At 70.6% G+C, this 17,388-nt stretch carries 17 protein-coding genes and 1 pseudogene; 11 read left to right on the forward strand and 7 right to left on the reverse strand.

What is annotated here, in order from left to right:
- Positions 1 to 87: 87 nt before the first annotated feature.
- The 6 genes from RBXJA2T_RS14140 (at position 88) to RBXJA2T_RS14165 (ending at position 6,231) form a co-directional block, all read left to right on the forward strand.
- Positions 88 to 1,017, forward strand: a complete 930-nt coding sequence (locus RBXJA2T_RS14140) for a branched-chain amino acid ABC transporter permease (RefSeq protein WP_009858082.1) — start codon at positions 88 to 90, stop codon at positions 1,015 to 1,017.
- A gap of 13 nt (positions 1,018 to 1,030) precedes the next feature.
- A complete protein-coding gene (locus RBXJA2T_RS14145; protein WP_009858083.1) occupies positions 1,031 to 2,095 on the forward strand; it encodes a branched-chain amino acid ABC transporter permease in 1,065 nt (354 codons plus the stop codon).
- 40 nt (positions 2,096 to 2,135) lie between these two features.
- Complete coding sequence (locus RBXJA2T_RS14150) at positions 2,136 to 3,446, forward strand: ABC transporter substrate-binding protein (protein ID WP_009858084.1); 1,311 nt, start codon at positions 2,136 to 2,138, stop codon at positions 3,444 to 3,446.
- A gap of 223 nt (positions 3,447 to 3,669) precedes the next feature.
- Positions 3,670 to 4,476 carry an ABC transporter ATP-binding protein gene (locus RBXJA2T_RS14155; RefSeq protein WP_009858085.1) on the forward strand — a complete coding sequence of 269 codons (807 nt, stop codon included), beginning with the start codon at positions 3,670 to 3,672 and terminating at the stop codon, positions 4,474 to 4,476.
- 168 nt (positions 4,477 to 4,644) lie between these two features.
- Positions 4,645 to 4,950, forward strand: a complete 306-nt coding sequence (locus RBXJA2T_RS14160) for a hypothetical protein (RefSeq protein WP_009858086.1) — start codon at positions 4,645 to 4,647, stop codon at positions 4,948 to 4,950.
- A gap of 12 nt (positions 4,951 to 4,962) precedes the next feature.
- Positions 4,963 to 6,231, forward strand: a complete 1,269-nt coding sequence (locus RBXJA2T_RS14165; protein WP_009858087.1) for a phenylacetate--CoA ligase family protein — start codon at positions 4,963 to 4,965, stop codon at positions 6,229 to 6,231.
- Positions 6,232 to 6,240: 9 nt separating this feature from the next.
- Here the strand turns inward: RBXJA2T_RS14165 and RBXJA2T_RS14170 are convergent, their stop codons facing one another.
- Entirely contained in the window at positions 6,241 to 7,203 is a 963-nt protein-coding gene (locus RBXJA2T_RS14170; protein WP_009858088.1) for a Bug family tripartite tricarboxylate transporter substrate binding protein, read from the reverse strand.
- 255 nt (positions 7,204 to 7,458) lie between these two features.
- Between RBXJA2T_RS14170 and RBXJA2T_RS14175 the strand changes: the two genes are divergently transcribed.
- On the forward strand, positions 7,459 to 8,430 hold the full coding sequence (locus tag RBXJA2T_RS14175) for a tripartite tricarboxylate transporter substrate-binding protein (protein WP_009858089.1): 972 nt from the start codon (positions 7,459 to 7,461) through the stop codon (positions 8,428 to 8,430).
- A 343-nt stretch (positions 8,431 to 8,773) separates the two neighbouring features.
- On the opposite strand, the gene dtd is transcribed toward RBXJA2T_RS14175, so the two are convergent.
- The 3 genes from dtd to tyrS are packed head-to-tail and all read right to left on the reverse strand — an operon-like array spanning position 8,774 to position 11,382.
- Positions 8,774 to 9,214, reverse strand: coding sequence for a D-aminoacyl-tRNA deacylase (gene dtd / locus RBXJA2T_RS14180; RefSeq protein ID WP_009858090.1), 441 nt, complete (start codon positions 9,212 to 9,214; stop codon positions 8,774 to 8,776).
- Positions 9,211 to 10,107 carry a cation diffusion facilitator family transporter gene (locus RBXJA2T_RS14185; protein WP_009858091.1) on the reverse strand — a complete coding sequence of 299 codons (897 nt, stop codon included), beginning with the start codon at positions 10,105 to 10,107 and terminating at the stop codon, positions 9,211 to 9,213. The genes dtd and RBXJA2T_RS14185 overlap by 4 nt, the downstream gene beginning before the upstream one ends.
- A 36-nt stretch (positions 10,108 to 10,143) precedes the next feature.
- A complete protein-coding gene (gene tyrS / locus RBXJA2T_RS14190; protein ID WP_029718725.1) occupies positions 10,144 to 11,382 on the reverse strand; it encodes a tyrosine--tRNA ligase in 1,239 nt (412 codons plus the stop codon).
- A gap of 148 nt (positions 11,383 to 11,530) precedes the next feature.
- Between tyrS and RBXJA2T_RS14195 the strand changes: the two genes are divergently transcribed.
- Positions 11,531 to 12,901, forward strand: a complete 1,371-nt coding sequence (locus tag RBXJA2T_RS14195; protein WP_009858093.1) for a M23 family metallopeptidase — start codon at positions 11,531 to 11,533, stop codon at positions 12,899 to 12,901.
- 40 nt (positions 12,902 to 12,941) lie between these two features.
- Positions 12,942 to 14,021 carry an anhydro-N-acetylmuramic acid kinase gene (locus RBXJA2T_RS14200; RefSeq protein ID WP_206026717.1) on the forward strand — a complete coding sequence of 360 codons (1,080 nt, stop codon included), beginning with the start codon at positions 12,942 to 12,944 and terminating at the stop codon, positions 14,019 to 14,021.
- 72 nt (positions 14,022 to 14,093) lie between these two features.
- On the opposite strand, the gene erpA is transcribed toward RBXJA2T_RS14200, so the two are convergent.
- The 3 genes from erpA to rplM form a co-directional block, all read right to left on the reverse strand.
- A complete protein-coding gene (gene erpA / locus RBXJA2T_RS14205; RefSeq protein WP_009858095.1) occupies positions 14,094 to 14,468 on the reverse strand; it encodes an iron-sulfur cluster insertion protein ErpA in 375 nt (124 codons plus the stop codon).
- A 217-nt stretch (positions 14,469 to 14,685) separates the two neighbouring features.
- Complete coding sequence (gene rpsI, locus RBXJA2T_RS14210) at positions 14,686 to 15,078, reverse strand: 30S ribosomal protein S9 (RefSeq protein WP_009858096.1); 393 nt, start codon at positions 15,076 to 15,078, stop codon at positions 14,686 to 14,688.
- Positions 15,079 to 15,086: 8 nt separating this feature from the next.
- Complete coding sequence (gene rplM, locus RBXJA2T_RS14215; protein WP_009858097.1) at positions 15,087 to 15,515, reverse strand: 50S ribosomal protein L13; 429 nt, start codon at positions 15,513 to 15,515, stop codon at positions 15,087 to 15,089.
- Between the two features lie 394 nt (positions 15,516 to 15,909).
- On the opposite strand from rplM, the pseudogene RBXJA2T_RS21025 reads away from it, so the two are divergent.
- A pseudogene (locus RBXJA2T_RS21025) lies at positions 15,910 to 16,284 on the forward strand (GNAT family N-acetyltransferase); the annotation flags it as partial.
- A gap of 374 nt (positions 16,285 to 16,658) precedes the next feature.
- On the forward strand, positions 16,659 to 17,384 hold the full coding sequence (locus RBXJA2T_RS14225) for a DUF2726 domain-containing protein (RefSeq protein ID WP_009858098.1): 726 nt from the start codon (positions 16,659 to 16,661) through the stop codon (positions 17,382 to 17,384).
- Positions 17,385 to 17,388: the final 4 nt, after the last annotated feature.

The following is a 17,388-nucleotide window of genomic DNA, read 5'->3' on the forward strand; positions in this document are numbered from 1 at the left end:
GNGNGNGGGCTCGTGGCACGCGTCTCCCCTCACCCCCCGCCCTCTCCCGCTTCGCGGGAGAGGGAGCCTACGGCGGCGCACCCTGACATGGCCTTCTTCCTCGAAACCCTGATCGGCGGCCTGATGACCGGCATGCTGTACGCGCTGGTCGCGCTCGGCTTCGTGCTGATCTTCAAGGCCAGCGGCGTCTTCAACTTCGCCCAGGGCGCGATGGTGCTGTTCGCGGCGCTGGCGATGGCGCGCTTCTCGGCCTGGTTCCCGGCCTGGTTCGGCTTCGAGAGCCAGCTGCTGGCCAACCTGCTGGCCATCGTCGCGGCGATGGCGGTGATGATCGTCGTCGCCTGGGCCATCGAGCGCCTGGTGCTGGGCAAGCTGGTCAACCAGGAAGGCGTGACGCTGCTGATGGCCACGCTGGGCATCGCCTACTTCCTCGAAGGACTGGGCCAGACGATCTTCGGCAACGACATCTATCCGATCGACGTCGGCCTGCCCAAGGACCCGGTGTTCCTGCTGGAGAGCACCTTCGAGGGCGGCATCCTCGTCAACAAGGAAGACCTGTACGCGGCGCTGATCGCCGCCGCGCTGGTGGCCGCGCTGAGCCTGTTCTTCCAGAAGACGGCCACCGGGCGTGCGCTGCGCGCCGTGGCCGACGACCACCAGGCGGCGCAGTCGATCGGCATCCCGCTGAACCGCATCTGGGTCATCGTCTGGAGCGTCGCCGGCTTCGTCGCGCTGGTCGCCGGGATCATCTGGGGCAGCAAGCTGGGCGTGCAGTTCTCGCTGTCGCTGGTGGCGCTGAAGGCGCTGCCGGTGGTCATCCTCGGCGGCCTGACCTCGGTGCCGGGCGCCATCGTCGGCGGCCTCTTGATCGGTGTCGGCGAGAAGCTGTCCGAGGTCTACGTCGGGCCGATGCTCGGCGGCGGCATCGAGATCTGGTTCGCCTACGTGCTGGCGCTGGTCTTCCTCTTCGTGCGGCCGCAGGGGCTGTTCGGGGAAAAGATCATCGACCGCGTCTGAACGGAGCCGAACGATGCTCTACCGCGAAAACGGCCAGTTCAAGACTTCGTACCGCGCCGACCTGCAGGTCTTCCCGATCCGCCAGGACCGCGTCGCGATCGCGCTGCTGCTGGCGCTGGCGATCGTCGTCGTGCCGCTGGTGGCGCCGGAGTACCTGTTCCGCGCGATCCTGATCCCGTTCCTGATCCTGTCGCTGGCCGCGCTGGGCCTGAACATCCTCGTCGGCTACTGCGGCCAGATCTCGCTGGGCACAGGCGCCTTCATGGCGGTGGGCGCCTACGCGGCCTACAACTTCCAGGTGCGTATCGACGGCATGCCGGTCGTCGCCTCGATCCTGCTCGGCGGCCTGTGCTCGACCGCCGTCGGCGTGCTCTTCGGCCTGCCCTCGCTGCGCATCAAGGGGCTGTACCTGGCGGTGGCGACGCTGGCGGCGCAGTTCTTCGTCGACTGGGCGGCGCTGCGGCTGAAGTTCGTGACCAACGGCTCGACCTCGGGCTCGGTCAGCGTCGCCGAGCTGCAGTTCCTGGGCATCCCGATCGAGTCGCCGGTGCAGAAGTACCTGTTCTGCCTGGCCTTCGTGCTCGTCTTCGCGACGCTGGCCAAGAACCTGGTGCGTGGCCACATCGGCCGCGAGTGGATGGCGATCCGCGACATGGACGTCGCCGCGGCGGTGATCGGCATCCGCCCGGTCTACGCCAAGCTGAGCGCCTTCGCGGTCAGCTCGTTCATCGTCGGCGTCGCCGGCGCGCTGTGGGGCTTCGTGCACCTGGGCTCCTGGGAGCCGGCGGCCTTCGGCGTCAACCGCTCGTTCGACCTGCTGTTCATGATCATCATCGGCGGCCTCGGTTCGATCATGGGCAGCTTCTTCGGCGCCGCGTTCATCGTCGTGCTGCCGATCGCGCTCGACAGCCTGCCGTACTGGTTCGGCATCCCCATCGACACGGCGCTCGCCGCGCACCTGACCTTCATGATCTTCGGCGCGCTGATCGTCTTCTTCCTGATCGTCGAGCCGCACGGCATCGCACGCTTGTGGTCCACGGCCAAAGAGAAGCTGCGTCTCTGGCCATTTCCTCACTAGCCCCCGCAGCCCTCACGACAACAGCACACACGGAGACACGATGAAGCTTGCCTCGTACACCCTGGCCGCCGCGGCGCTGGTCGCCGCCTCGGGCGCCTTCGCCCAGGCCAAGGAGCAGTTCTTCCCGCTGCTCGTCTACCGCACCGGCCCGTACGCGCCCAACGGCACGCCGTGGGCCAACGGCAAGCAGGACTACCTGAAGATGATCAACGCACGCGACGGCGGCGTGAACGGCGTCAAGCTGAGCTTCGAGGAGTGCGAGACCGGCTACGCCACCGACAAGGGCGTCGAGTGCTACGAACGCCTGAAGGGCAAGGGCGCGACGCTGTTCGACCCGCAAGCCACCGGCATCACCTTCGCGCTGACCGACAAGGCGCCGGCCGACAAGGTGCCGCTGCTGACGCTGGGCTACGGCCTGTCGGCCTCGGCCGACGGCGGTGTCTTCAAGTGGAACTTCCCGCTGATGGGCAGCTACTGGACGGCCGCCGACATCCTGATCCAGCACCTGGCGAAGAAGGAAGGCGGCTTCGACAAGCTCAAGGGCAAGAAGATCGCGCTGGTCTACCACGACAGCCCCTTCGGCAAGGAGCCGATCCCGCTGCTCGACGAGCGCCAGCAGATGCACGGCTTCGATCTGGTGAAGATCCCGGTCACGGCACCGGGCGTCGAGCAGAAGTCGGCCTGGCTGCAGGTGCGCCAGCAGCGCCCCGACTACGTGCTGCTGTGGGGCTGGGGCGTGATGAACTCCACCGCGCTGAAGGAGGCCCAGGCCACCGGCTACCCGCGCGAGAAGATGTACGGCGTCTGGTGGGCCGGCGCCGAACCCGACGTCAAGGACGTCGGCATGGGCGCCAAGGGCTACAACGCGCTGGCGCTGAACACCTCGGGCACGACGCCGCAGGTCATCCAGGACATCCTCAAGCACGTGCATGCCAAGGGCCAGGGCACGGGGCCGAAGGACGAGGTCGGCTCGGTGCTGTACACGCGCGGCGTGATCATCCAGGCGCTGGGCGTCGAGGCCGTGCGCCGCGCGCAGGAGCGTTTCGGCAAGGGCAAGGTGATGACCGGCGAGCAGGTGCGCTGGGGCCTGGAGAACCTGGCGCTGGACGACAAGAAGCTCGCCCAGCTCGGCCTGACCGGCGTGATCCGCCCGATCAGCACCTCGTGCATGGACCACCAGGGCTCGACCTGGGCGCGTGTGCAGACCTGGGACGGCGCCAAGTGGGGCTTCAGCTCCGACTGGTACCAGGCCGACGAGCAGATCCTGAAGCCGATGATCAAGAGCGCGGCGGACCGGTATGCGGGCGAGAAGAAGCTGACGCGGCGCGCTCCGGCGGATTGTCAGAGTTGATCCCCCCCGTAGCGGCTGACGCCGGCCTGCCGGCCGCGGCGGGCCAGTGGCCCGCCTCCTCGCCTGGCGCAGCCGGTCCACTGGACCGGCCACGTCCCGGCTCGGCCCCCCAGGGGGGCACCGCGAGCGGCCCGGCAGAGCCGGTTCCGCCGCGGTTGCTTGAGGGGCGGGGCGCACTGCGCGCGGCCCCTATCGCGCGCGGCAACAACTGTTGGAGGACGGCATGGGTGATGTGCTGCTGAACGTCAACGGCATCGAGGTCATCTACAACCACGTGATCCTGGTGTTGAAGGGGGTGTCGCTGCGTGTGCCGGAGGGCGGCGTGGTGGCGCTGCTGGGCGGCAACGGGGCGGGCAAGACGACCACGCTGCGTGCGGTGAGCAACCTGCTGGCCGGGGAACGCGGCGAGGTGACCAAGGGCGCGATCGAGCTGCGCGGCGAGCGCATCGAGAAGCTGTCGACGGCGCAGATGGTCGAGCGTGGGGTCGTGCAGGTGATGGAGGGCCGGCACTGCTTCGCCCACCTGACGATCGAGGAGAACCTGATGACCGGCGCCTACACGCGCCGCGACGGGCGCGCCGCGGTCGCCGAGACGCTGGACAAGGTCTACACCTACTTTCCCCGCCTGAAGACGCGCCGCACCAGCCAGGCGGCCTACACCTCGGGCGGCGAGCAGCAGATGTGCGCCATCGGCCGCGCGCTGATGGCCAACCCGAAGATGGTGCTGCTCGACGAACCGTCGATGGGCCTGGCGCCGCAGATCGTCGAGGAGGTGTTCGAGATCGTGAAGGACCTGAACACGCGCGAAGGCGTGACCTTCCTGCTCGCCGAACAGAACACCAGCATCGCGCTGAAGTACGCCGACTACGGCTACATCCTCGAGAACGGCCGCGTCGTGATGGACGGCAGCGCCGAGGCGCTGCGCGAGAACGAGGACGTCAAGGAGTTCTACCTCGGCATGGGCGGCGGCGATCGCAAGAGCTTCCGCGATGCGAAGAGCTACAAGCGGCGCAAGCGGTGGTTGAGTTGAGCCCCCAAGCTCGCTATCGCTCGCTACCCCCCGAGGGGGCCGCTCGCCGGCGGACCGGCGGAGCCGGATCCGCGGCGAGGGCTTGATGGCGAGTGCCGTGCTGGCCTCGCAGGCCCGCTGACCGCGAGGATGAAGAATGGCGGTTCTTCGACCGCATCGAGATCCGCCATGAACGACGACGATTTCCTGGGGTTCGCCCCGCCGGCTTTCAACCCGGCCGAGGCGCTGCAGCGGCTGCGGCGCGACTTGCGCGAGCTGGGGCTGGCGGAGCGTGCCGGGGTGTTCGAGCGCCGCGGCTGCGCGATCGCGCGGGTGGATCTGGACGACACGGCGCTGAAGGCGCAGACCGTGAAGCGGCCGTCGCGCAGCAGCCCGGAATGGCAGTCGAAGACGCTGCGCTCGGGGGCCGACGTGCGCGACTTCGTTGCCGACCTGAAGAAGCGGCTCGCCGCCTGGAGCGACCGCGATGACTAGGAGCCCTCGACGATGAGCGACACCGCCCTGGACCCGCTGGAGACCCGCGACCCCGCCGAACGCGAGGCGGCGCTGATGGCGGCACTGCCGGCCCAGGTGGCTGCGGCGCTGTGCACGCCGGCGTTCGCCGAACGCCTGCACGGCGTCGAGCCGGCCGCGGTGACCAGCCGTGCCGCGCTGGCCGCGCTGCCGGTGACGCGCAAGCACGAGCTGCTCGAACGCCAGGCTGCCGAACGTGCCGCCGGCGGCGACCCCTTCGGTGGCTTCGCGGCGATCGGCTGGCGCGGCATCGGCGCGGTGCGTGTCGCCCGCCGTGTCTTCCAGTCGCCGGGGCCGATCTACGAGCCCGAGGGTGCGGCCGCCGACTACTGGCGCTTCGGGCGTGCGCTGCGCGCCGCCGGCTTCACGGCCGGCGACCTGGTGCACAACAGCTTCAGCTACCACCTGACGCCGGCCGGCTCGATGATGGAAGGCGGCGCGCTGGCGCTGGGCTGCGCGGTCTTCCCCGGCGGCGTCGGCAACACCGAGCTGCAGCTGCAGGCGCTGGCCGAGCTGCGCGCCGAAGCCTACGCCGGCACGCCGAGCTTTCTGCGCATCCTGCTGGAGAAGGCCGACATCGCCGGCCTGCGCCTGCCGGCGCTGTGCAAGGCCGCGGTCAGCGGCGAGGCCTTCCCGCCGGCGCTGCGCGACGCCTTCCGCGCCCGCGGCATCGAGGCCTACCAGAGTTACGCGACGGCCGACCTGGGCCTCGTCGCCTACGAGACCGAAGCGCGCGAAGGCCTGGTGCTCGACGAGTCGGTGATCGTCGAGATCGTGCGCCCCGGCACCGGCGAGCCGCTGCCCGACGGCGAGGTCGGCGAGGTCGTCGTCACGGTGCTGAACCCGGACTACCCGCTGATCCGTTTCGGCACCGGCGACCTGTCGGCGATCCTGCCGGGCGCCTGCCCGACCGGCCGCAGCAACGCACGCATGCGCGGCTGGCTCGGCCGCGCCGACCAGACGGCCAAGGTGCGCGGCATGTTCGTGCACCCGGCGCAGGTCGCCGAGGTGCTGCGCCGGCATCCGGAGCTGGGCCGCGCGCGCCTGGTCGTCGAAGGCGAGATGGCCGACGACCGCATGACGCTGATGGTCGAGTGCACGCGCCGGCCCGAGGGCCTGGCGGCGTCGATCGCGCAGACGGTGCGCGACGTGACCAAGCTGCGCGCCGAGGTCGAGCTCTGCGACCCGGGCCAGCTGCCCAACGACGGCAAGGTCATCGACGACCTGCGCCGCGTCGGCTGAAGGCGGCGCTCAGGCCACCAGCTTGGCCTGGCGCGCCAGGCGCTCCCAGCGCTTGAGGTCCAGGCGGATCGCGCCGGCCCACTCGATCGGCGTCATCGTCACCGGCGTGGCGCCCATCTGCAGCAGCTGGGCCTTGAACTCGCCGCTGTCGAGCAGGCGGTTGACGGTGGCGTTCAGGCGCTCGACGGTCGCGCGCGGCGTGCCGGCGGGGGCAACCGCGCCGTACCAGACCGGGGCGTCGAAGTTCGACAGCCCGGCCTCGGCCAGCGTCGGCACGTCGGGCAGCGCGAACGACCGCTTGGCCGTCGACACCGCCAGCGCCTTCACCTTGCCGGCGCGGATCTGGGCCAGCGCCGACGGGATGGTCTCGAACGCGAGCTCGATGTCGCCGTTGGCCAGCCCGGCCATCATCGCGTTGCCGCCGGGGAACGCGACGCCGTCGAGCTTGATGCCGGCGCGGATGCGGAACAGCTCGGCCGTGGCCTGCTGGGTCGAGCCGGCGCCGACCGAGCCGTAGCGCAGCCGGTCCGGCCCCGCGGCGGCGGCCGAGATCAGCTCGCGCACCGAGCCGACGCGCGAGCGCGACGCGACCACCAGCACCGAGGGCACCGCGGCCATCGCGGCGACGGGCTCGAAAGCAGTGGCGAAGTCGTAGCCCAGCCCGGTCTGCACGTACTGCGCGACGAGGTGGTGCGAGGAGGCCAGCATCAGCGTCGAGCCGTCGGGCTCGGCCTTGGCGACCGCGGCTGCGGCGGTGGTTCCCCCGGCCCCCGGGCGGTTCTCGACGACCAGCGGCAGGCCCAGCGCCGGGGCCAGGCGTTCGGCCAGCGCCCGGCCCATCGCGTCGCTGGAGCCGCCGGACGGGAAGCCGATGACGAAACGCAGCGGCCGCGCCGGCTGCGCGAAGGCCGGAGGCAGGGCCAGCGAGGCGGCGGCAGCGAGCAGGGAACGACGCGTGAGCGGGAGGTTCATCGGCGGCAAGGTGTCGTCATGGGTGAAAACCCGCAGGATTCTGCGGTTCCCGCCCGGTCCGCGCCGCGACGAACGGCGGCAGAGCGGCCATCCGTCACGCTCTCGGCCGGCGCGGCGGCCCGATGCTGCTGACAGGCGTCAAGTGCAGCGCGGGCGCGGGTTTGCCGCTACGTATTTCCCGACGTGGCGGGCCGTTTGCGCGCCCTAGGATTCGCGCATCCCGGACCTTGACCACCACTGAAGGAGACAGACATCTTGAAGAAGACGCTGCTGGCCCTGGCCGCCACCCTGGTTGCCGCCACCGCATCGGCCGCCTATCCCGAGAAGCCGATCACCGTCGTCGTGCCGTTCGCAGCCGGCGGCCCCACCGACAAGGTCGCGCGCGACCTGGCCGAAGCGCTGCGCAAGCAGCTGAACAACACGACCATCGTCATCGAGAACGTCGGGGGTGCCGGCGGCACGCTGGGCGCGGCCAAGGTCGCCAAGGCGACGCCGGACGGCTACACGCTGCTGGTGCACCACATCGGCATGGCGACCTCGCCGGCGCTGTACCGCAACCTGCCGTACAAGACGCTGGACGACTTCGAGTACGTCGGCCTCATCAACGAGGTGCCGATGACGGTGATCGGCCGCCCGGACCTGCCGGCCAACAACTTCGCCGAGCTGCGCAAGTGGCTCGAGGCGAACAAGGGCCGCATCAACCTCGCCAACGCCGGCCTCGGCGCCGCCTCGCACCTGTGCGGCGTGCTGTTCCAGCAGAGCCTGGCCATCGACATGACGACCGTGCCGTACAAGGGCACCGCACCGGCGATGACCGACCTGCTCGGCGGCCAGGTCGACATCATGTGCGACCAGACGACGAACACCACCGGCCAGATCGAGAGCGGCAAGGTCAAGGCCTACGCCGTGACGACGACCAAGCGCCTGACGGCGCCGGCGCTGGCCAAGCTGCCGACGCTGGACGAGTCGGGCGTCAAGGGCTTCAACGTGACGATCTGGCACGGTGTCTACGCGCCGCGCGGCACGCCCAAGCCGGTGCTCGACACGCTGAACGCCGCGCTGCGCAAGGCGCTGAAGGACGCCGACTTCATCAAGCGCGAGGAAGCGCTGGGTGCGGTCGTCGTCACCGACAGCCGCGTCGGCCCGGCCGAACACAAGAAGTTCGTCGAGGCCGAGATCAACAAGTGGGGCCCGATCATCAAGGCCGCCGGACAGTACGCTGACTGAGGACGTGTGACCGTGCCTGCTCACGGTCACACGCTGCAGTCAGGGTCCGAGCTCTGCGAGGACGCGGCCTGCAAGGCTGACTGAGCCCGGACGTGCGACGCCGGAAGGCGTTGCACGCCAGGCGAAGGCCCGAGCGCGATTTCACGCGCGAGGGCTGAGGACGTGTGAACGTGCCCGCGCACGGTCACACGCTGCAGTCAGGAGCAGCCCGGAGGCAGCCCGGGGTCAGGTCTCGCAAGACCTGACCCCGTCTTTCCCTCGCGCGACGTTCTGGCAGCCCGGGGTCAGGTCTCACGAGACCTGACCCCGTCTTTCCATCGTCCTCAGCCGGACGCCAACGAGGTCAGGCGATCCGCATCGGGATCGTCACCGGCCCGTCGTTGACGAGATGCACCTGCATGTCGGCGCCGAAGACCCCGGCAGCCACCGTCGGATGGCGCTCGCGCGCCAGGCGCAGCACATCCTCGTAGAGCGCACGGCCGAGTTCGGCCGGCGCGGCGCCGGTGAAGCTCGGGCGGTTGCCGCCCGAGGTGTCGGCCGCCAGCGTGAACTGCGAGACGATCAGCAGCCCGCCGCCGACGTGCTGCACGCTGCGGTTCATGCGTCCGGCCTCGTCGCTGAAGATGCGCAGCTTCAACAGCTTGTCGACCAGCCTGGCGGCCTGCGCCGGCGTGTCCGACGGCTCGGCGCAGACCAGCACCAGCAGGCCCTGCGCGATCTGGCCGACGACACGGCCTTCGACCTCGACACGCGCGCCAGCGGCGCGCTGGATCAGCGCCATCATGGGTTCGGGTCCTCCTCGCCCGGCAGCGCGATCGCCTCGGCGTCGACGGGCAGCAGCTGGATGCTGGCGCGCAGCCCCGGCACGGCCGCCATCAGCGCGACCTCCACCTCGGTGCGCACCTGGGCGGCATGGGCCAGCGTCCAGGCGCCGGGCACGTGCAGGTGCAGGTCGACGAAACGCCGCTGCCCGGCGCGGCGCGTGACGACGTGATCGAAACGGATCGGCTGCCCGGCGAACGCCGCCAGCGCGGCGTCGACCTTGGCGATGACCTCGGGCTCCAGCGCCTGGTCCATCAGGCCGCTGGCCGACCGCCAGATCAGCGAGGCGCCCTCGCGCAGGATGTTCAGCGCCACCAGGATCGCGAGCACCGGGTCCAGCCACAGCCAGCCGCTGAAGTGCACCAGCACCAGCCCGCCGACGACGCCGGCCGAGGTCCAGACGTCGGTGAACAGGTGGCGGGCATCGCCTTCGAGCGCCATCGAGCCGACGGCGCGCGCCTTGCGCAGCATCGACCAGGCGAGCGCGCCGTTGAGCACCGAGCTGATCACCGACAGCGCCAGGCCGAAGCCCAGCTGCTCCAGCGGCTGCGGGTTCAGCAGGCGCTCGACCGCGGCCCAGACGATGGCCAGCGCGGCGACGAAGATCAGCACGCCCTCGAAGCCGCTGGAGAAGTACTCGGCCTTGTGGTGGCCGTAGGGATGCTCCTCGTCGGCCGGGCGCGCGGCGATCGTCACCATCGCCAGCGCGAAGGTGGCGCCGGCCAGGTTGACCAGCGACTCCATCGCGTCGGACAGCAGGCTGACGCTGCCGCTGACCCACCAGGCGCCGGTCTTCAGCGCGATCGTCGCGATGGCGACCGCGACCGAGATCTTCAGGTAGCTGCTGACCTGCATCGCGGGGCGGACGCAGCGGACGCGGCGGGCGGGCGCTCAGGCGCCCAGCGTCACGCGCGCGAACTTGCGCTTGCCGACCTGCACGACGTAGGTGCCGGCCGCCAGCTTCAGCGCCTTGTCGGAGACGACACCGCCGTCGACACGCACGCCGCCCTGTTCGACCATGCGCATCGCCTCGCTGGTCGACGGCACCAGGCCGGCCTGCTTCAGCAGCGCGGCGATGCCCAGCGGCGCGCCGGACAGCGAGCACTCGGGGATCTCGTCGGGCACGCCGCCGGCGGCGCGACGCTGGAAGTCCTCGTGCGCGGCCTCGGCCGCGGCGGCGCTGTGGAAGCGCGTCGTGATCTCCTTGGCGAGCATCACCTTCGCGTCCTTCGGGTTGCGCCCGCCCTCGACCTCGCGCTTGAGCGCCGCGATCTCGTCCTCGCTGCGGAAGGACAGCAGCGTGTACCAGCGCCACATCAGCTCGTCGCTGATCGACAGGATCTTGGCGAACATGGCGTTCGCCGGCTCGGTGATGCCGACGTAGTTGCCCTTGCTCTTGGACATCTTCTCGACGCCGTCCAGGCCTTCGAGCAGCGGCATCGTCAGGATGCACTGCGGCTCCTGGCCGTACTCGGCCTGCAGCGCGCGGCCGACGAGCAGGTTGAACTTCTGGTCAGTGCCGCCGAGTTCGAGGTCGCTCTTCAGCGCCACCGAGTCGTAGCCCTGCATCAGCGGGTAGAGGAACTCGTGCACGCTGATCGGCGTGTTCGACTCGAAGCGCTTCTTGAAGTCGTCGCGCTCCATCATGCGTGCCACCGTGTAGCGCGCCGCCAGCTGGATCATGCCGCGAGCGCCGAGCGCGTCACTCCACTCGCTGTTGTAGCGGATCTCGGTGCGCGCCGGGTCCAGCACCAGGCTGGCCTGCTTGTAGTAGGTCTGGGCGTTGGCCTCGATCTGCTCGCGCGTCAGCGGCGGGCGCGTCGAATTGCGGCCCGAGGGGTCGCCGATCATCGACGTGAAGTCGCCGATCAGGAAGATCACCGTGTGCCCCAGGTCCTGGAGCTGGCGCATCTTGTTGAGCACGACGGTGTGGCCGATGTGGATGTCGGGAGCCGTCGGGTCCAGCCCGAGCTTGATGCGCAGCGGCGTTCCGGTGGCCTCGGCACGGGCCAGCTTCTTCAGCCAGTCGGCTTCGGGGAGCAGTTCGTCACAGCCGCGGCGGGAGATGCGCATCGCCTCCATGACGCGGTCTGTGATCGGCGTCAACGGGGCGGCAGAGGAGTCGGACATGGCAGGTTTTTTGATGCGGGCGGCCCCCTTGCTCGTGGGGGGCTTGGCTATACTCGCGCGGCCCGTTGTAGGACTGGGCGAAAGATTCTAGAGGACGACACGACGCCGACCCCGAAGCAGGGGCCTACAACGAGACCGGATCGACACGTTGGGACCGAGCATCTCCCCGGAGCGCCTCATCAGCCAGGCGCAGGCGTTCGCAGGACGCCACCGCCGCAGCATCATCGCCTCGGTCGTCGTCGCGCTCGGCGGCTTCGGCATCACCGCTTTCGGCATCGCGCCGCTGGCTCCCGACGCTTCGCTGCTGCCGCAGCGGCTGGTCACCGAGGACGTCGTCCCCGAGGACATCGCCAGCCAGGCCGCAGCGCTGGCCGATCTCTCGCTCCAGCTCGACCGCCACGAGATCACGCGCGGCACCGACACGCCGCAGAGCCTGCTGGCGCGCCTGGGCGTCACCGACGAGGCCGCCGCACGCTTCCTGCGCAACGACCCCTCGGCGCGACGCATCGTCGGCGGTCGCGGCGGCAAGATGGTGCGCGCCCGCGTGTCCGAGCTGGGTGAACTCGACGAACTCGTCGTGCGCTACCCGGCCGAGAACGCCGAGCAGGCACGCACCCACTTCACCCGCCTGACCGTCAAGCGCGACGGCAAGGGCTTCGTCAGCAGCACCGAGACGGCGCCGCTGGCGGTGCAGGTGCGTCTGGGCAGCGGCACGATCCAGAGCTCGCTGTTCGCCGCCACCGACGCCGCGATGCTGCCCGACGCGGTCGCGATCCAGATCGCCGACATCTTCTCCGGCGAGATCGACTTCCACCGCGAGCTGCGCAAGGGCGACACCTTCAGCGTCGTCTACGAGGCGGTCACCGCCGACGGCGAGGTCGTGCCCTGGAACGAAGGCGTCGGCCGCGTGCTGGCCGCCGAGTTCATCAACCGCGGCCAGACCTTCCAGGCCGTCTGGTTCAACCCCGGCACCCGCGGCGGCTATTACGACCTCGACGGCCGCAGCCTGCGCCGCAGCTTCCTCGCCAGCCCGATGGAGTTCTCGCGCGTGACCTCCGGCTTCGCGATGCGCCTGCACCCGATCCAGAAGACCTGGCGCGCGCACAAGGGCGTGGACTACGGCGCCCCGACCGGCACGCCGGTGCGCACCGTGGCCGACGGCCTCGTCGACTTCGCCGGGCGCCAGAACGGCTACGGCAACGTCATCCAGATCCAGCACGGCGGCGGCAAGGCCACGCTGTACGCCCACCTGAGCCGCATCGACGTCAAGAAGGGCCAGCGCGTCGAGCAGGGCCAGCGCATCGGTGCCGTCGGCGCCACCGGCTGGGCCACCGGCCCGCACCTGCACTTCGAGTTCAAGATCAACGGCGCCCAGCACGACCCGCTGCGCATCGCCCGCAGCGCCGAGCAGGTGACGCTGGACGCCGCCGCCCGCGCGCGCCTGGCCCAGGTCGCGCAGGGCCTGCGCGTGCAACTGCAGCTCGCCGAAGCGCGCTCGGGCCGCCCGAGCTTCGAATAAACCAGCCAGGGCGCCCACGGTGGCGATCGAGCTGGGGCTGATGTCGGGCACGTCGCTCGACGGCATCGACGCCGTCGCCGTCGACTTCGACGGCCCGGCGCCTCGTGTGCTCGGCCACCTGCACCAGCCTTTCGCACCGGCGCTGCGCGCCGAGCTGCTGGCGCTGAACAGCCCCGGCGCCGACGAACTCCATCGCGCCGCGCTGGCCGCCAACGCGCTGGCACGGGCCTACGCCGGCGCCGTGGCCACGCTGCTCGACACGCAAGCCATCGCGCCGAGCTCGGTTCGAGCCCTCGGCGCCCACGGCCAGACGGTGCGCCACCGGCCACGCGAGTTCGACGGCACCGGCTACACGCTGCAGCTGCTCAACGGCGCGCTGCTCGCCGAGCTGAGCGGCATCGACGTCGTCTGCGACTTCCGCAGCCGCGACGTCGCCGCGGGCGGCGAAGGCGCGCCGCTGGTGCCGGCCTTCCATGCCGAGGTCTTCGCGTCGCCGGGCGAACACGTCGCGGTGCTCAATCTCGGCGGCATCGCCAACCTGACGCTGCTGCCGGCTGACGGTGCGGTGTCGGGCTTCGACTGCGGGCCAGGCAACGCGCTGCTCGACCTCTGGATCCAGTGCCACCTGGGCCGGCCTTACGACGACGGCGGCGCCTGGGCATCCGGCGGCCGCGTCGACACGGCACTGCTGGCGGCGCTGCTGACCGACCCGTTCTTCATGCGCCTGCCGCCCAAGAGCACCGGCCGCGACCTGTTCAACGAGCCCTGGCTGGCGGCGATGCCGCTGGTTGGCGTCGCGCCACAGGACGTGATGGCGACACTGGCCGAGCTGACGGCGCGTGGCGCCGCCGATGCCGTGGCCCGCCACGCGCCGGCGACGGCACGCCTCGTGGTCTGCGGCGGCGGCGCCTTCAACGGCCATCTGATGTCGCGGCTGGTGGCGCTGCTGCCGGGCGCACGGGTGATGTCCAGCGCCGAACTCGGCGTGCCGCCCGATCAGGTCGAGGCCATCGCCTTCGCCTGGCTGGCGCGCGCCCACCTCGAACGGCGCGCCAGCAACCGCGTCGCCGTCACCGGCGCGCGCGGCGAGCGTGTGCTCGGCGCGTTCTACCCCGCCTGAAACGACAACGGCACGCGGGCGGGTGCCGGCGTGCCGTGTCAGAGAGCGCAGGCCGAACGGCCGCGCGGGGATTCAGACCGAGAACGAGGACCCGCAGCCGCAGGTCGTGGTGGCGTTCGGATTGCGGATCACGAACTGGGCACCCTGGAGGTCGTCCTTGTAGTCGATCTCGGCGCCGACGAGGTACTGCAGGCTCATCGCGTCGATCAGCAGCGTGACGCCGTTCTTCGTCATCTGCGTGTCGTCCTCGTTGACTTCCTCGTCGAAGGTGAAGCCGTACTGGAAGCCGGAGCAGCCGCCGCCCTGCACGAAGACGCGCAGCTTCAGGTCCGGGTTGCCTTCCTCGTCGACGAGCTCCTTCACCTTGGCGGCAGCGCTGTCGGTGAAGATCAGCGGCGCGGGCATTTCCTCGGTGGCGGGGGTGGCCAGATCGGCGATCGCGTTCATGAGTTCTCCAGTTCGGGCGTGACGGCACGCCGCCGGCGACCCGCCGGCTTCGACATTGTGGCGCCGCGCCATCGCAGGCCGGAGCGCCAGGAAACGACGACCGCGACGGCATCGCGGTCTTTCGCCGCCCACCGCGGACGGCAAAACGCCGCGCCGGCCGGTGAGGCCGCGCGGCGTCGTGCAACAACAGGGGAGCCGGACGAGCCGGCCCTCCCGATCAGCGCTTGCTGAACTGCTTGCGACGGCGGGCGCCGTGCAGGCCGACCTTCTTGCGCTCGACTTCGCGCGCGTCACGCGTCACGAAGCCGGCACGGCTCAGGTCGGGCTTGAGCGCCGCGTCGTAGTCGATCAGCGCACGGGTGATGCCGTGGCGCACCGCGCCGGCCTGGCCGGATTCACCGCCGCCGTGCACGTTGACCTGGATGTCGAAGGCCGCGTCATTGGCCGTCAGCAGCAGCGGCTGCTTGACGATCATGATCGACGTCTGACGACCGAAGTAGGCTTCGATCGGCTTGCCGTTGATGACGATCTGGCCGGTGCCCTTCTTGATGAAGACGCGGGCCACCGAGCTCTTGCGGCGGCCGGTGCCGTAGTTCCATTGTCCGATCATCGCAGTCCTCAGATCGCCAGCGGCTTGGGTTGCTGGGCGGTGTGCGGGTGCGTGTCACCAGCGTACACCTTCAGCTTCTTGATCATCGCGTAGCCCAGCGGGCCCTTCGGCAGCATGCCCTTGACGGCCTTCTCCAGCGCGCGGCCGGGGTGCTTGGCCTGCATGTCCTTGAAGGCGGTGGCGTAGATGCCGCCCGGAAAGCCCGAGTGACGGTAGTAGATCTTGTCGGTGGCCTTGGTGCCGGTGACGCGGATCTTGTCGGCGTTGACGACGATGATGAAGTCACCGGTGTCGACGTGAGGCGTGTAGATGGCCTTGTGCTTGCCGCGCAAACGGAGTGCCACTTCGCTGGCGACACGTCCGAGCACCTTATCGGTGGCGTCAATCACGTACCACTCGTGCTTCACCTCGGCCGGCTTGGCGCTGAAGGTCTTCATGAGGGGGTCTTCACAATGAGCGCGCCACCGGACGGCGACACGCGTGGGATCGGCTTGAACTTCCCGCCTCCCCTCGGCACCGCTTGTCAGGGGCGGCCTCTCGGGGCTGGCCGCGGCACCACGGGGGCGCCCGACCTGGACGTGCTTTTCCCAGCCGAAATCGGGAAAGCCCGCGAGTATACACGGTTCAGCGACGCCAACTATCGCCGGTTAGAACGGCAAATTGGGGAGATGGGTCCAGGGTTAACCCTAGGTCTTCCGGTAGGATGCGGGCACCCGAGCCGACCCGGCCTGATGCCGGTCGAGCCCAAGCCCAAGGGGCGGCGGACTCCGCATCGCCCCTGGAAGTGCCCAGAAGCAGTCGTTGGGGGCCCCGATGAAGACCGATTCCGAAATGCCCGGGCCTGCGCCCGACGCCGCTGCGCAGCAGTGGGTGCCGATCCGCAAGCTCGCCGACCGCCACCGGCCGCGCGTGCTGCAGCACCTGCTGGGGCTCGAGGGCCGGGACCGCTACCTGCGTTTCGGCTACGCGGCGGGCGATCACCAGATCGAGCAGTACGTCGCCCGGCTGGACTTCGAGCGTGACGAGCTCTTCGGCGTCTTCAACCGCCGCCTCGAACTGGTCGCGGTCGCCCACCTCGCCCACCTGGGCGACAGCGACCGGCCCGGTGCCGAAGCGGAGTTCGGCGTCTCGGTCTCGGCGCGCGCCCGCGGGCGCGGCTGGGGCTCGCGCCTGTTCGCGCTGTGCACCGTGCACGCCCGCAACCGCGGCGTCTACACGCTGCTGATCCACGCGCTGGCCGAGAACTCCGCAATGCTGCGCATCGCCCGCAACGCCGGCGCCGAGGTCGGCTTCGACGGCCCGGACGCGGTCGCCCGCGTCTACCTGCCGCCGCAGGACATCGCGTCGCACGTCGAAGCGATGGTCGAGCAGCAGGTCGCCGACCTCGACTACGGCCTCAAGCGGCACGCCCGGCGCTTCGACCGCTGGCTGAACCTGTGGGGCAGCGTCGGCACGCTCCCCGACCTCGGGGACGCGAACGTGTCGCATGCCGCGCGCCGGGGGGGCGGTGCGACCGCGGGCCGACGCCCCCGGTTTAACATCGACCACGCATCGGCCGCGGTCCGGCGGTGCCTCCCGAGATGCCGCCCGCCCTGCCCTGGATCCTCAGCTCGATCGCCTTCGCCCTGCTCGGGGGCGCGGCGGCGCTGTGGTTCATCCGGCCGCGCAGCGGCGCCGAACCCGAGCCTTCACCCGACGGGCTGTTCGCCGCCCGGCCGGTCTTCGACGCCGTCGAGCGCCGCGTGCACCGCGAACTGCGCGCGGCCCTGCCCGACCAGCTGGTGCTGGCACGCGTGCCGCTGCGCCGCTTCTGCCGCCCGCTGGAGCCGCAGCACGCGCGCCCCTTCATGGCGCGCATGGCACCGCTGGACGTGGCTTTCCTGATCTGCAGCGGTAGCGGGCGCGTGCTCGCCGCGATCGACCTCGAGCGCAGCGAGGACCCGGCGGTGCTCGAGCAGCGCCGCTTCAAGGCCGAGCTGCTGGGCGCCTGCCGCGTGCGCTACCTGCGCTGCCTGCCCGAGGCGATGCCGGATGCCGAGGAGCTCAGGCGCCTCGTCGACGCCGGCGCGCCGGCGCGCGACCGCGGCACGCCCGAACGCCCGCCGATCCCGCCGCGCAGGCGCGAGCACCACGTCTGGATCGAGACCGCGCCGGCGCCGCTGGCCGAGACCTCGTGGGTCGGCGAGCCCCCCGCCGCACCGGCGCCACCGGCCACGCCACCGGCGCCACCCTGGGTCACGCCGAGCCGCCGCTCGACGGATCACCGCGCGCGCGACGTCCGCGGCCTGCCCTCCCGCCGGCACTGAGGCC

Source organism: Rubrivivax benzoatilyticus JA2 = ATCC BAA-35, from assembly GCF_000190375.1.
GTDB lineage: Bacteria > Pseudomonadota > Gammaproteobacteria > Burkholderiales > Burkholderiaceae_C > Rubrivivax > Rubrivivax benzoatilyticus.